The sequence below is a fragment of the Morganella psychrotolerans genome (assembly GCF_001676055.1).
In the GTDB taxonomy this organism is placed as follows: domain Bacteria; phylum Pseudomonadota; class Gammaproteobacteria; order Enterobacterales; family Enterobacteriaceae; genus Morganella; species Morganella psychrotolerans_B.
Genome location: NZ_LZEX01000045.1, coordinates 149,118 through 163,461 on the forward strand (window position 1 = coordinate 149,118; position 14,344 = coordinate 163,461).

The 14,344-nt window shown below is 50.9% G+C and carries 12 protein-coding genes; 10 read left to right on the forward strand and 2 right to left on the reverse strand.

Annotated elements, in window-relative coordinates:
• Window positions 1–75: 75 nt before the first annotated feature.
• The 10 genes from pbpC (at window position 76) to der (ending at window position 12,062) form a co-directional block, all read left to right on the forward strand.
• The gene (pbpC, locus tag AYY17_RS19665) at window positions 76–2,385 is read left to right on the forward strand and encodes a peptidoglycan glycosyltransferase PbpC (protein ID WP_067426636.1); all 2,310 of its coding nucleotides are present in this window, start codon (window positions 76–78) and stop codon (window positions 2,383–2,385) included.
• 212 nt (window positions 2,386–2,597) lie between these two features.
• On the forward strand, window positions 2,598–3,023 hold the full coding sequence (ndk, locus tag AYY17_RS19670) for a nucleoside-diphosphate kinase (RefSeq protein ID WP_067426639.1): 426 nt from the start codon (window positions 2,598–2,600) through the stop codon (window positions 3,021–3,023).
• Between the two features lie 264 nt (window positions 3,024–3,287).
• Window positions 3,288–4,466 (forward strand): dual-specificity RNA methyltransferase RlmN, encoded by a 1,179-nt coding sequence (gene rlmN / locus AYY17_RS19675; protein WP_067426642.1) that lies wholly within the window; start codon window positions 3,288–3,290, stop codon window positions 4,464–4,466.
• 71 nt (window positions 4,467–4,537) lie between these two features.
• Window positions 4,538–4,888, forward strand: coding sequence for a hypothetical protein (locus AYY17_RS19680; RefSeq protein ID WP_067426645.1), 351 nt, complete (start codon window positions 4,538–4,540; stop codon window positions 4,886–4,888).
• 131 nt (window positions 4,889–5,019) lie between these two features.
• On the forward strand, window positions 5,020–5,988 hold the full coding sequence (gene rodZ, locus AYY17_RS19685; RefSeq protein WP_067426769.1) for a cytoskeleton protein RodZ: 969 nt from the start codon (window positions 5,020–5,022) through the stop codon (window positions 5,986–5,988).
• A gap of 85 nt (window positions 5,989–6,073) precedes the next feature.
• The gene (gene ispG, locus AYY17_RS19690; RefSeq protein WP_067426648.1) at window positions 6,074–7,198 is read left to right on the forward strand and encodes a flavodoxin-dependent (E)-4-hydroxy-3-methylbut-2-enyl-diphosphate synthase; all 1,125 of its coding nucleotides are present in this window, start codon (window positions 6,074–6,076) and stop codon (window positions 7,196–7,198) included.
• A 123-nt stretch (window positions 7,199–7,321) separates the two neighbouring features.
• Entirely contained in the window at window positions 7,322–8,599 is a 1,278-nt protein-coding gene (gene hisS, locus AYY17_RS19695) for a histidine--tRNA ligase (RefSeq protein WP_067426650.1), read from the forward strand.
• A 10-nt stretch (window positions 8,600–8,609) separates the two neighbouring features.
• Window positions 8,610–9,227, forward strand: coding sequence for a YfgM family protein (locus AYY17_RS19700; RefSeq protein ID WP_067402524.1), 618 nt, complete (start codon window positions 8,610–8,612; stop codon window positions 9,225–9,227).
• Between the two features lie 14 nt (window positions 9,228–9,241).
• On the forward strand, window positions 9,242–10,414 hold the full coding sequence (gene bamB, locus AYY17_RS19705; protein ID WP_067426653.1) for an outer membrane protein assembly factor BamB: 1,173 nt from the start codon (window positions 9,242–9,244) through the stop codon (window positions 10,412–10,414).
• 148 nt (window positions 10,415–10,562) lie between these two features.
• Window positions 10,563–12,062: a ribosome biogenesis GTPase Der gene (gene der / locus AYY17_RS19710; protein WP_067426655.1), complete on the forward strand. Its 1,500-nt coding sequence runs from the start codon at window positions 10,563–10,565 to the stop codon at window positions 12,060–12,062.
• 58 nt (window positions 12,063–12,120) lie between these two features.
• Here the strand turns inward: der and AYY17_RS19715 are convergent, their stop codons facing one another.
• Both AYY17_RS19715 and hemF read right to left on the reverse strand, forming a co-directional pair.
• Window positions 12,121–13,242, reverse strand: a complete 1,122-nt coding sequence (locus AYY17_RS19715) for a M4 family metallopeptidase (RefSeq protein WP_067426658.1) — start codon at window positions 13,240–13,242, stop codon at window positions 12,121–12,123.
• Between the two features lie 106 nt (window positions 13,243–13,348).
• The gene (hemF, locus tag AYY17_RS19720; protein ID WP_067426663.1) at window positions 13,349–14,257 is read right to left on the reverse strand and encodes an oxygen-dependent coproporphyrinogen oxidase; all 909 of its coding nucleotides are present in this window, start codon (window positions 14,255–14,257) and stop codon (window positions 13,349–13,351) included.
• Window positions 14,258–14,344 lie beyond the last annotated feature (87 nt).

Consider the following 14,344-nt stretch of genomic DNA (forward strand, 5'->3'; position numbering starts at 1 on the left):
TCTGTGCCGGAAATCAGTAATGTGTTTTTCCGCCATTTCACTACTGACAGATGATGATTCATTGCGGACTGATTGATGAAAGTGTGGTTTAAGCGCCTTGCGCTCTCCGGCCTGATTATAGTTGTGATAACCCCGCCATTGCTCTGGCTGGCGGATAAACTCTGGCCGCTGCCGCTGGAAGAATTGGTAATGGCGCGCACAGTGACCGCAGAAGACGGCTCGCCGCTCTGGCGTTTTGCCGACAGTAATGGTGTCTGGCGTTATCCTGTCACACTGAAAGAGGTATCACCGGAATTTATTGATGCGCTTCTGACATATGAAGATCGCTATTTTTATCAGCATCCGGGCATTAACCCGCTGGCCATCGGGCGGGCGGCGTTGCAGGATCTGACCTCCGGAAAAATTATCTCCGGCGGCAGCACGCTTTCCATGCAGGTAGCCCGGCTGATTGACCCCCATGACCGTTCTCTGACCGGGAAACTGAAACAGGTTTTCCGCACAGTTCAGCTGGAATGGCACTATTCCAAAGATGAAATTCTGGAGATGTACCTGAACCGGGCGCCATACGGCGGCACGGTGGAAGGGATTGGTGCTGCAAGCTGGATGTATCTCGGCAAACCGCCGTCAGAACTGACCGCGGGAGAATCGGCAATGCTGGCGGTTCTGCCGCAGGCACCGAGCCGCCTGCGTCCGGATCGTTATCCGCAGCGGGCGGAAGCGGCACGCAATAAAGTGCTGGACAGACTGGCGGAATTTCAGGTGTGGCCACAGGCAAAAGTGGATGATTTAAAACAGGAAAGTATCTGGCTGGCGCCGCGTCAGGTGCCGCACTCCGCACCACTGCTGGCGCGCCGGGTGGCACTCGGTGTAAAAGAACCGGTTATACGCACCACTATCAATCCGGGCATTCAGCGACAGCTTGAGGAAATGGCACGTAACTGGAAATATCAGTTACCGGAAAAAACCTCACTCGGCATTATGGTGGTGGATAACCTCGATATGAGTGTGAAGGGCTATGTCGGCTCGATAGATTTTTCTGATGACAAACGCTTTGGTCATGTGGATGTAAACAGCGCCTGGCGCTCTCCCGGCTCTACTCTGAAGCCCTTTTTGTACGCGCTGGCACTGGACGATGGTCTTATCCACAGCGAATCCCTGCTACAGGATGTGCCGCGTCGTTTTAATGATTACCGCCCCGGTAACTTTGATACCGGTTTCAATGGTCCGGTGAGTGTCAGTGAGGCGCTGCGCCGTTCACTGAACCTGCCGGTGGTCCAGCTGCTGGATGTTTACGGACCAAAACGCTTCAGTGCCAATCTGCGTAATGCCGGGGTGGAACTGCGCTTTCCGCTCGGCAGTGATCCTAACCTTTCACTGATCCTCGGCGGAACCGGCGCCAGGATGGATCAGCTCATTTCTGCATACAGTGCATTTGGTCGTCAGGGAAAAGTGGCACCGGTACGTTTTCGCCCGCAGGATCCGCTGGCAGAGCGCAAACTGATGTCACCGGGTGCTGCCTGGATAACCCGGCGCATTATGGCGGGAGAAACCCGTCCGCTGGCAGATGACCGGCTGACGCAGGATGTTCCGCTGGCGTGGAAAACAGGCACCAGTTACGGCTACCGTGATGCCTGGGCGCTGGGGCTGAATAACCGTTACACCATCGGTGTCTGGGTCGGACGACCGGATGGTACACCGGTGGCGGGGCAGGTCGGGTTTGCAACCGCAATCCCGATCCTTTATCAGATTGACAGTTACCTGCGCGCACGGGGCGGTAAAAAAATCCCCGATCCGAAGCCGCTCAGCGTCAGCAGTAAAATGATTTGCTGGCCGTCAGGACTGGCTGCGGATAAACAGGATCCGAACTGCCGCCAGCAGCGCATGGCGCGGGTCCTGGATAATACCGTGCCGCCGACATTGCCCTCTGCCGGGCAGGAAAGTCTGTCCGGAACAAATGCAGTGATGTGGGTGGATGAAAAGGGCGAACGGGTTGCGCCGGATTGCCCGGGCGCACAGGAGAAAACCATTGCGCTGTGGCCTATCGCGCTGGAAAGTTTCCTGCCTCCGGGTGAGCAGCGCAGTCACAGATTGCCACCGGTAAGTAAAACCTGCCGTCCGTTACGGGTGGAAGCCGCCCCGTTACTGATTTCAGGTATTCGCGAAGGGGATGTGCTCCGCCGTCTGCCGCTGGCAAAAACGCTGGATCTGCGGGTGGTCACCCAGGGCGGAGAGGGCACGCAGTGGTGGTTTCTTAACGGCGATCAGACCGGCAGTACAGAACCCGGCGAGCCGCTGGTGCTGACACTTGATACCCCGGGACGCTATCAGCTCACTGTTTTGGATCTCAGCGGGCAGGTCAGTGCGGTTAATTTCAGATTGAAATAGCACAAACCGCAGGCAGCGAGTCAGAAAAAGTGTGATTCAGCCGGAAAAACGGGCATATCAGGGGTGATAAACTTTACAAAAATGTTGCGAAACTGTAGGTGAAATTGGCGTAATCCCTTATAATCATCATCTTACCACATGATGTGGACCGGTCTGCCATCAGCCGAAAATAACAATGACAACAGCGCCCCCGCGCACAATGAGGTTTACCAATGCCTGTACAACGCACATTCTCCATTATCAAGCCAAATGCGGTAAAGAAAAATGCCATCGGTGCTATCTACCACCGTTTTGAAAGCGCCGGTTTTCGCATTGTTGCGGCTAAAATGCTGCACCTGACCCGTGAACAGGCGGAAGGTTTTTACGCTGAGCACAAAGGGCGTCCGTTTTTTGACGGCTTAGTTGAATTTATGACATCCGGACCGATCATGGTGCAGGTTCTGGAAGGTGAAAATGCCGTACAGCGCCACCGGGACCTGATGGGTGCGACCAATCCGGACAACGCGCTGGCAGGCACTCTGCGCGCAGACTATGCTGACAGCTTCACAGAAAATGCCGTTCATGGCTCCGATGCTGAAGAATCTGCCGCCCGTGAAATTGCCTATTTTTTCACTTCTGACGAAATCTGCCCGCGCTGATTTGCCTACCCCGCAGTTTGTTTCTGTTTTCCTGAAAAATAAGTAATCCGGCCATTCCGACCGGGTTATTTTTCTGTTAACTGATTTTCCGTTTGCCTTACCGCCTGCAAAGTTTGTACAATGCCGCGCGCCTGTATTTGTACGGGACAATGATTATTTCAGTCGTGCATATGGCGTTATGGCTATGTGCGGCTATCCTTATTCAGTATCTGTGATGCGTTTGCGTATCACCGCCGAAAGTGTAACAACGAGGCACTAAAAATTATGTCCGAACTGACCACGCCGGATGCCTGCGAAACAGGCTCCGCAGCTATTTATCCTGAAAAAATCAACGGTAAAATTAATTTACTCGACCTGACCCGTAAAGAAATGCGCCAGTTCTTCGCTGATATGGGCGAAAAACCGTTTCGTGCCGATCAGGTAATGAAATGGATTTACCACTATTGCTATGATGATTTCGATCTGATGACCGACATCAACAAAGTTCTGCGCACCAAACTGAAAGCGATGGCGGAAATCCGTGCGCCGGAAGTTTCAGAAGAGCAGCGCTCGTCGGACGGCACCATAAAATGGGCTATCCGTGTCGGGGGACAGGAAGTTGAAACCGTGTATATCCCGGAAGATGACCGCGCAACACTGTGTGTTTCTTCTCAGGTCGGCTGTGCGCTGGAGTGTACATTCTGCTCAACGGCACAACAGGGTTTTAACCGCAATCTGCGGGTATCCGAAATTATCGGTCAGGTCTGGCGGGCGGCAAAAATTATTGGTTCCCTGAAATCCAGCGGGCGTCGTCCGATTACCAACGTGGTGATGATGGGAATGGGTGAACCATTGCTTAACCTGACACATGTTGTCCCTGCGATGGAAATCATGCTGGATGACTTTGGTTTTGGTCTGTCCAAGCGGCGTGTGACAATCTCCACATCCGGTGTCGTCCCGGCGCTGGATAAACTGGGCGATATGATTGATGTGGCACTGGCAATTTCTCTGCATGCACCGACAGACGATGTGCGTGATGAGCTCGTCCCTATCAATAAAAAATACAATATTGAAGCATTTTTGGCCTCTGTCCGCCTTTATCTGAGCAAATCCAATGCCAACAGCGGGCGGGTGACGGTTGAATACGTCATGCTGGATCATATTAATGACAGCACGGAGCAGGCGCATCAGCTGGCAGAATGCCTGAAGGATACGCCGAGTAAAATCAATCTGATCCCATGGAACCCGTTCCCGGGCGCACCATACGGACGCAGCTCCAACAGCCGGATTGACCGCTTCGCAAAAGTCCTGATGGGGTACGGACTTACCACGATTGTGCGTAAGACCCGCGGTGATGATATTGATGCCGCCTGCGGTCAGTTAGCCGGCGATGTCATTGACCGCACGAAGCGGACACTGAAAAAACGCATGGCAGGTGAACCAATTGCTGTTAAGGCAGTCTGATATTAATATTACGTAACACTCCCCGGGGGTTACTTACGATAAAATACCTGCCTCACCATAAAGGAGGCAGTATGATAAGGACGTATTACCCCGGATTATTAGGATTAGTGCTGCTGGCAGGATGCCGGACTGCACCGGTTACGCAGGCACCGCTGACAGCGGTAAATACGCGGCTGGCGCTGGGAGAGGCCTATCTTCATGCCGGACATTATGATGCTGCACGTTATCATTATGACCGGGTATTGAAGGTACAATCGCAGCATACCGTGGCTCTGACCGGAATGGCGCTGGCAGCAAAATGCGATCAGCAACCTGAAATTGCGGAAAAATACCTAAATTTAGCCGTGAATTCCCCGTCAGGCAGTGATACTGTGGTACAGTACGTTTCGGCCTATTCGTGTTTGCCGGATAACAGCTTGTAAAACAACATAAAACAGATGTGGTTTTCAGCGTTATTTTGTCATTAATGGTACGTCGGAATACGGAACTTAGGTGCGTGGAGTGGCTGACTCCGCGCTTTCTCGTAACCAGAACTGCTTGTGTCCTGAAACTCATGAATAATTCGCAATCTCAAGATAATATTCAACTCTCTCTTGGTCAATTCTTAACACAACGTCGGGAACAACTTCAGTTATCACGGGAAACAGTAGCAGACAGGTTATGCCTTAAGCTGACAACAGTGCGTGAAATTGAAGAAGATGCACTGAAAGAAACTAATCCGACCTTTATCCGTGGCTACGTCCGTACTTATGCAAAATTACTGCAGATCCCTGAAGCAGAAATTATGCCGTATCTCGACAAAATTGCACCGGCGCAGATGACGAAAGTCCAGCCGATGAAAAGTGTGTCTATGGGCCGTCAGCGCAAAAAACGCGAAGGCTGGCTGATGAAGTTTACCTGGCTTGTGCTGCTGGTTGTTATTGCGCTCGTCGGGCTGTGGTGGTGGCAGCAATATCAGGCACAGCAGGCCGATCTCCGCTCGCTTGCACAGCAAAATGATGTCACAGTCAATCCTCCTGCAAGTGCAGAACATACGCTGCCTGACAATATTGAACCGCCGGTACAGAATACCCCGCCGGTTGAAAGCACTCCGCCGGTTCCGGTTGCATCTGCTAATGCCAATACCGCGGCTCAGGAATTGTCGGCGGCAACCCCGCAGGAACAGGCTGTTGACAGCAGTAAAATTGTGCCGTTACCGGGCAGTAATCGTGTCCCGCCGGTTGTAGACCGGGCTGCCGGCAGTGAAGGTGATTCCGCTGCTGTGGCACTGACACAAAACGGACTGGTTCTGACATTTAAAAATGCCTGCTGGCTGGAAGTCTCGGACAATAAAGGCACAAAAATATTCAGTGGTACCAAACAGAAAGGCGATACTCTGGAATTTGCAGGGGCGGAACCTTATCGTCTGAAAATCGGTGCACCGGCTTCAGTGGACGTTCAGTTTAAAGGCGAAGTGGTTGATATGAGCCGTTTTATCCGGGCTAACCGGGTCGCAAATCTGACCTTACCAAAAGCAGAATAATAAAATTTTTCATCTGTAATTTTTACAATAAATTTAATTAACACAGCAATGATTGAGGATACAAGGATGTTCCGGAGAAATAATTATGCACAGTGAATCCCCGATAAAGAGACGCAAATCCACACGGATATATGTGGGTAATGTGCCGGTCGGTGATGGCGCACCTATCGCGGTGCAGTCAATGACAAACACCCGGACAACGGATGTTGATGCGACGGTTCGTCAGATTAAAGCGCTGGAGCGCGTCGGTGTTGATATCGTTCGTGTTTCTGTGCCGACAATGGATGCAGCTGAAGCCTTTAAGTTAATTAAGCAGCAGGTTTCTGTGCCGCTGGTGGCAGATATTCATTTTGATTACCGTATCGCGCTGAAAGTGGCGGAATACGGTGTCGATTGTCTGCGGATAAACCCCGGGAATATCGGCAGCGAAGAACGCATCCGTCAGGTAGTGGATTGCGCACGCCATTATAATATCCCTATCCGTATCGGGGTGAACGGCGGCTCTCTGGAAAAAGATATTCAGGAAAAATACGGCGAGCCGACGCCGGAAGCGCTGGTGGAATCCGCTATGCGCCATGTGGATATTCTCGATCGCCTGAATTTCGATCAGTTTAAAATCAGTGTAAAAGCCTCTGATGTATTTTTGGCAGTGGGTGCATACCGGCTGCTGGCGAAAAAAATAGACCAGCCGCTGCATCTGGGTATTACAGAAGCAGGCGGTGCGCGGGCAGGATCAGTGAAGTCAGCTATCGGCCTGGGATTACTGCTCTCTGAGGGAATTGGCGATACACTGCGGATCTCACTGGCGGCGGATCCTGTCGAAGAAGTGAAAGTCGGGTTTGATATTCTTAAATCGCTGCGGATCCGTTCACGCGGTATTAATTTTATCGCCTGTCCGACCTGTTCACGTCAGGAATTTGATGTGATCGGCACCGTTAATGCGCTGGAACAGCGTCTGGAAGATATTCTGACGCCGATGGATATCTCTATTATCGGCTGTGTGGTCAATGGTCCGGGTGAGGCGGAAGTCTCAACTCTGGGTGTGACCGGCGCGAAAACGCGCAGCGGTTTTTATGAAGATGGTATCCGCCAGAAAGAGCGCCTGGATAATACGGATATGATTGACCAGCTTGAGGCAAAAATTCGCGCGAAAGCGGCAATGCTGGATAAAAGTAACCGAATTGCCATTAATCTGGTCGATAAAGAGTAATAACTGACCGGTTCATTGTATAATGAACCGGTTTTAAGACGATATATCGGTCTCCCGATATTGCGCCCGCTCTGGGTCGCTTTTATAATCGGTAACATATTTCATTGAGTTAAGAGAACTAACGTGGCCAAAAATATCCAAGCCATTCGTGGTATGAATGATTATCTGCCTGCTGATACGATTGTCTGGCAGCGCATTGAAAGCACGCTCAAACGTATTCTGACAAATTACGGGATCAGTGAAATTCGCACACCGATTGTCGAGCACACCCCGCTGTTTCAGCGCGCCATCGGCGAAGTCACTGATGTTGTTGAAAAAGAAATGTATTCTTTTCAGGATCGTGGTGATGAAAGTTTAACGCTGCGTCCTGAAGGAACAGCGGGCTGTGTTCGTGCAGGTATTGAGCGCGGATTACTGTATAACCAGGAACAGCGCCTCTGGTATATCGGGCCGATGTTCCGTTATGAGCGCCCGCAGAAAGGCCGCTACCGCCAGTTTCATCAGTTGGGGGCGGAAATTTTCGGACTGAGTGGTCCTGATATTGATGCTGAGCTGATTATGATGACCGCCCGCTGGTGGCGTGAACTGGGTATCGCAGAACATGTTACACTGGAGCTGAACTCTATCGGTTCGCTGCAGGCACGCGCAAAGTACCGCGAAGCGCTGGTTGCATTCCTGGAGCAGCACAAAGAAAAACTGGATGAAGACTGTAAGCGCCGGATGTACACCAATCCGCTGCGCGTACTGGACTCCAAAGATCAGGGTGTGCAGACGCTCCTGAATGACGCACCTGAACTGTTTGATTATCTGGATGAAGAGTCAAAAATCCACTTTGATGGTTTGCGTGCCATTCTGGATGCCGCCGGTATTAAATACCGCGTTAATCAGCGTCTGGTCCGTGGTCTTGATTATTATAACCGCACCGTGTTTGAGTGGGTGACAACCGCACTTGGCGCGCAGGGCACTGTATGTGCCGGCGGGCGTTACGACGGGCTGGTTGAACAGCTCGGCGGTCACAATACACCGGCAGTCGGTTTTGCGATGGGGCTGGAGCGTATGGTACTGCTGGTTCAGGAGGTTAATCCTGATTTTGTGAAAGACACCGCAGTCACAGATGTTTATCTGGCATCTTTCGGTGACGGCAGCCAGGTGGCAGCCATGTTGCTGGCAGAGCAGATCCGCGACAGCTTACCCGGTGTCCGCATTATGACTAACTACGGCGGCGGCAACTTTAAAAAACAGTTAGGCCGTGCTGATAAAAACGGCGCACGCATCGCGCTGATTTTGGGTGAAGATGAAATCGCCAACGGAACAGTGACAGTGAAAGAACTGGCTACCGGTGAGCAACAGACGCTGGCACAGAGCGGGTTATCTGCCCGTCTGAGCGAACTTTTAGGTTAAGGAGAGACGCGTGGAAGTCTATACCACAGAAAATGAACAGGTATCAGTGCTGAAGAATTTCTTTGTTGAAAACGGCAAAGCGATTGCGGCAGGATTGATCATCGGTATCGGCGGTATTGTCGGCTGGAATTACTATCAGTCTCATCAGGTCACTCAGTTACAGGATGCAGCCGTTGCGTACGAAGCGGCGACTGTGGTGAAGGGGACGGCAGAAGAGCAGTTAACCCGTCTGAAATTATTTGCAAAAGAAGCCAATAATACCTATGGCGCTTTTGCCGGTCTTGATTTGGCTCAGAAATCAGTTGAAAGCAATGATTTACCGGGTGCTGAAGCAGCACTGACCGCGGCATTGCCGAAAGCAGATAATGAAGAGTTAAAAGATCTTATTAACGCACGTCTGGCCCGCGTTCAGCTGGGTCAGGGAAATGCAGATGCCGCGCTGAGTACCGCCGGTAATATTAAAGGGAAAGGCTGGGCGGCTTACGCGCAGGATATCCGTGGCGATGCCCTGTTACATAAAGGGGATGTGAAAGGCGCGCAGGAAGCCTACACCACAGGTATTCAGAGTGAAGGTGCCGGGACTATCAAATCCGTTATGACATTTAAACTCGATAACTTAGCCGGGTGAGAGGACTACTAATAATGCAACTGCGTAAAACACTCCTGGTTGGTTTCGTTGCTTCTGTACTGCTGGCAGGTTGTTCAAGTGAGACAGATACCATTGTGATGTCACCATTGCCGGAGGTTGCGAATCAGTTCTCGCCACAGACCGTGTGGGATAAATCCGTCGGTAACGGTATCGGAAAATATTATTCACATCTTTCACCGGCCTGGGAAGGATCAACTGTCTATGCCGCTGATCGCAACGGTCTGGTAAAAGCGCTGGATGTTGATTCAGGTGTTGAAATCTGGTCAGTCGATCTGGCAGAAAAAACCGGCTTTTTGTCATCCAATCTTTCGGCGATGCTGTCCGGTGGTCTGACCGTTTCCGGCGAACATCTTTATGTCGGTACAGAGCGCGGTGCACTGATTGCACTGAACACCAACAATGGTGAGCTTGCCTGGACACAAAATGCCGGTGGTGAAGTACTTTCCCGTCCGGTAGTCAGTGATGGTCTGGTTCTGGTTCATACCGGGAACGGTCTGTTACAGGCATTCGATACAGCATCCGGCGAATCCCGCTGGAGCCTGAATCTGGATACGCCAAGCCTGTCTGTCCGCGGTGAATCTGCTCCGGCAATCTCTACCGGTGCGGCAATTGTCGGCGGCGATAACGGGCGCGTCAGTGCGGTTATGCTGAACCAGGGTCAGTTAATCTGGCAACAGCGGATCTCTATGACAACCGGCACCACTGAAATCAGCCGTCTGAATGATGTGGACATGACACCAATTATTGCCGATGGCCGTGTTTACGCTATCGCGTATAATGGTAATCTTGTCTCCATGGATATGCGCAGTGGTCAGATCCTGTGGAAACGCGATTTCGGCTCAGTCAATGAAATGGTGCTGGATGGTGATTCACTTTATGTTATTGACCAGAATGACAATATTTATGCTATCCGCGCAGCGGACGGGGTAACATTGTGGTCACAGGATAAATTGCAGCACCGCAACCTTTCTGCGCCTGAAGTCTTTAATGGTTATCTGGTGACCGGTGATGCCGAAGGTTATCTCCACTGGTTAGATACCAGTAACGGACAGTTTGTTGCACAAAATAAACTGGACAGCTCCGGCATTTTCGCCCGTCCGTCAATTGCCGGTGATAAACTGATGGTACAGACCCGTGATGGTCGTCTGTATCTGCTCCGCCGCTGACAGAGATACTCTGTTTCCGGTGTAACCTCAGCGGGTCAGTAATCCCGCAGAGGGGATCCATTGACGGCTCCTGAATGACAGGAGCCGTTTCGTCTTTAATCTCCTGCATACGTCAGGGGATTTTTCAGTGTTATGAGGCAGTAAAAGCATGGTACCTGTCGTTGCTCTGGTCGGACGTCCCAATGTAGGGAAGTCCACGTTATTCAACCGCTTAACGCGTACGCGCGATGCGTTGGTTGCTGATTTTCCCGGCCTGACGCGGGATCGTAAATACGGTCGCGCAGAAGTTGACGGGCAGGAATTTATTATTATTGATACCGGTGGTATTGACGGTGCGGAAGAAGGCATTGAAACACACATGGCGGCACAATCGTTATTAGCGATTGAAGAAGCGGATATTGTGCTGTTTCTGGTGGATGCCCGCGCGGGTATGATGCCGGCGGATATGGCTATCGCCAAACATTTGCGCAGTCGTGATAACAAAACGACGTTTGCTGTGGCAAATAAAATCGACGGTATCGATCAGGATCAGGCGCTGGGTGAATTCTACAGCCTGGGTCTGGGTGAGGTGATGCCGATTGCCGCATCACATGGTCGTGGTGTAAACCAGTTAATCAGCCGTTCACTGATCCCGTTTTATGGTGAGCCTGAAAGTGAAGACGGGCGCGAATTAACGGAAGAAGAAGCAAACGCTGCTTACTGGGCAGAGCAGGAAGCGCAAACGGAAGCCGCTGAAGCGAAGCTGGAAGAAGATGATAACTTCAACCCGGTTGATCAGCCGATTAAACTGGCGATTGTCGGGCGTCCGAATGTCGGAAAATCCACGCTGACCAACCGTATCCTCGGTGAAGATCGTGTGGTGGTATTTGATATGCCGGGCACCACGCGCGACAGTATCTATATTCCGATGGAGCGTGATGGCCGCGAGTATGTCCTTATTGATACTGCCGGTGTGCGCAAACGCGGAAAAGTAACTGAAACAGTTGAAAAATTCTCCGTTATCAAAACATTGAAAGCGATTGAAGATGCCAACGTGGTGTTACTGGTTATTGATGCCCGTGAAGGGATTTCAGACCAGGATCTGTCGCTGCTGGGCTTTATCCTGAATGCCGGTCGCTCTCTGGTGCTTGCTGTCAATAAATGGGACGGTATGAGCGCAGAAGATCGTGATCATGTTAAAGATATGCTGGAACTGCGCCTGGGTTTTGTGGATTTTGCCCGTATTCACTTTATTTCAGCGCTGCACGGCAGTGGTGTCGGTAATTTATTTGACTCTGTCCGTGAAGCGTATGATTGCGCAACCCGTCGTGTCAGTACCGCGTTAGTTACCCGCATTATGAAAATGGCAGAAGATGATCATCAGCCGCCGCTTGTCCGCGGACGCCGCGTGAAACTGAAATATGCACACGCAGGGGGATATAACCCGCCTATTATTGTTATCCACGGTAACCAGGTCAGTGATTTACCTGATGGCTATAAACGCTATCTGATGAACTACTTCCGCCAGTCGCTGAAAGTGATGGGTACGCCTATCCGCATTCAGTTTAAAGAGGGTGAGAACCCGTTTGCGGATAAAAAGAATACCCTGACGGCAAGCCAGTTGCGTAAACGTAAACGTCTGCTGTCACACATCAAAAAAGGGCATTAATTCGCCCTGTTGAAAATCCGGAAAAACCCGCACCAGAATGCGGGTTTTTTTGTGTCCGCTATATCTGCGGATTCAGTCCCACCGCATCCCAGGCATTGAGTAAAATATCGGCAACATCATCGCCGTAGTTATCCCGTGCAATCCGTACCGTTTCGCGGGCAAACGTCAGGAAATCACACTCAGGCGGCAGGTTTGCGTGGCGCAGGGTATCAAACCAGACTTGTCCGGCAACTTCCCAGCTATAGCCTCCCAGCGCGGTGGCAAAATGATAAAAAGCATGGTTGGGTATTCCTGAGTAACGGTGGACGCCACCATTATCATTTTCGGCATTATCAGGCAGTTCAATATAGTCGCGCATGTGTGAAATCTGCTTGTCTCTCCCGATAGCCGGATGGTTATAGGCGCTTCCCGGAGCAGAGAGAGAGCGTAACGCCTTAATACCACTGCTTTTTGTGAATAATGTCCGCCCGATAGACCAGTCACCCTCATGGCTTTTGTGTTGCTGCTGATAATGCGCCAGCATCACAGTAAACACATCGCAAACAGATTCATTCAGTGCGCCGGATTGCCTGCTGTACGTCAGCGGAGAGAGGTGATCAATTACGGCATGACCGTATTCGTGAGTAGCAATATCGAGTTGTGCGAAACTCATAAACAGGGGAGAACTGCTGGTTATGAGATCGCCCGCACCAAAGACAAGATGTGTGCCGTTCCAGAATGCGTTGCAGTAACCCCTGCCGTAATGGGTCATTGCGGATATTGTCGCATTATGGTTATCAAAGGATCCATAATCAAAGACATCGGCAAAAAAAGTATAAATTATCTCAAGATATTCAAACATATTGTCGGTGTCAGCATCACTTTTGATGGTGGTTGTGTACTGCGGATTTTTTGCTTTTTTATCTTCGCGGTAATAAAGGTCAGGGACGACTGTCATATTTTTGAGATGAATAACACGCCGGTGAGCAGCCGGCGGGTTATCAGCAGATCTTTTTTCAGCGGGATAACCCGGCTCGGATAAGGCCGGGTTATCGTCAGAGCGGCTGTGTTTATCCAACAAGAGTTGAATGTGCTGATAACAAAGCCTGGCATCTTCAGGATTATTATCATGAGCCAGGCGATTTTTCATGATCCAGGGCGGTAAAAAAGTGTAATTGGGGCGGTGTGTATTTAAAGACATAGCGTATCCTCCTGTTATCGGAAACGCTATTTTTGTGCAGAAAATTACTCACCGCAGCAGACTATCAGTCTGCTTTTTACTCAGTATACTGCGCTTGTCTGTCAGGTCAGACCCAGTCACGGGCAATCAGAAAATCCCGTGTCAATGCTGCTTCCGGTGAGTTTTCTTCCGGCTGATAATCATATTCCCAGCGCGCCAGCGGCGGCATTGACATCAGAATTGACTCTGTCCGCCCACCACTCTGTAATCCGAATAACGTTCCGCGATCCCACACCAGATTGAACTCAGCATACCGCCCACGGCGGTATAACTGAAACTGCCGCTCACGTTCACCGTACGCGGTATCACGACGCTTTTGCACAATCGGCAGGTAAGCCTGTGAAAAACCGTTACCTACGGCCCGGGTAAATGCAAAACTGTGTGCGAAATCCGGTTCATTAAGATCATCAAAAAACAGACCGCCGATGCCACGCGCTTCATTGCGGTGTTTCAGATAAAAATAGTCATCACACCATTTTTTATAGCGGGGATAGCCTTCTTCACCGAACGGACGACACAGCTCTTTCGCGACGGTATGCCAGTGAACCGCATCTTCTTCAAACGGATAGAACGGCGTGAGGTCAAACCCGCCGCCAAACCACCAGACCGGCTCACAACCGTCTTTTTCCGCCACAAAAAAGCGGACATTGGCATGAGCCGTGGGGACATAGGGATTATGCGGATGCAGCACCAGAGACACACCCATAGCCTGCCAGTGACATCCGGCCAGTTCCGGGCGGTGTGCGCTGGCGGAAGGGGGCAGGTTTTCACCACAGACATGTGAAAAATTAACACCGGCCTGTTCAAATAATGCACCGGATTTCAGTACACGGCTGCGACCGCCGCCACCGTTTTCCCGCCGCCACTTATCTTCGGTAAATAGAGCACCGCCGTCACATTCCGCTAACTGACGGCAAAGAGAATCCTGCAAATTAAGGAAAAAATCATTAACACTGTTACTATCGGGGGTATTCATAACATAATGCCCATTGAGCTACGCACAAACTTTAGTATATCATTTTGTTTTTATAAGATACCGATCCCCGTTCCCGCCGGGGATTAC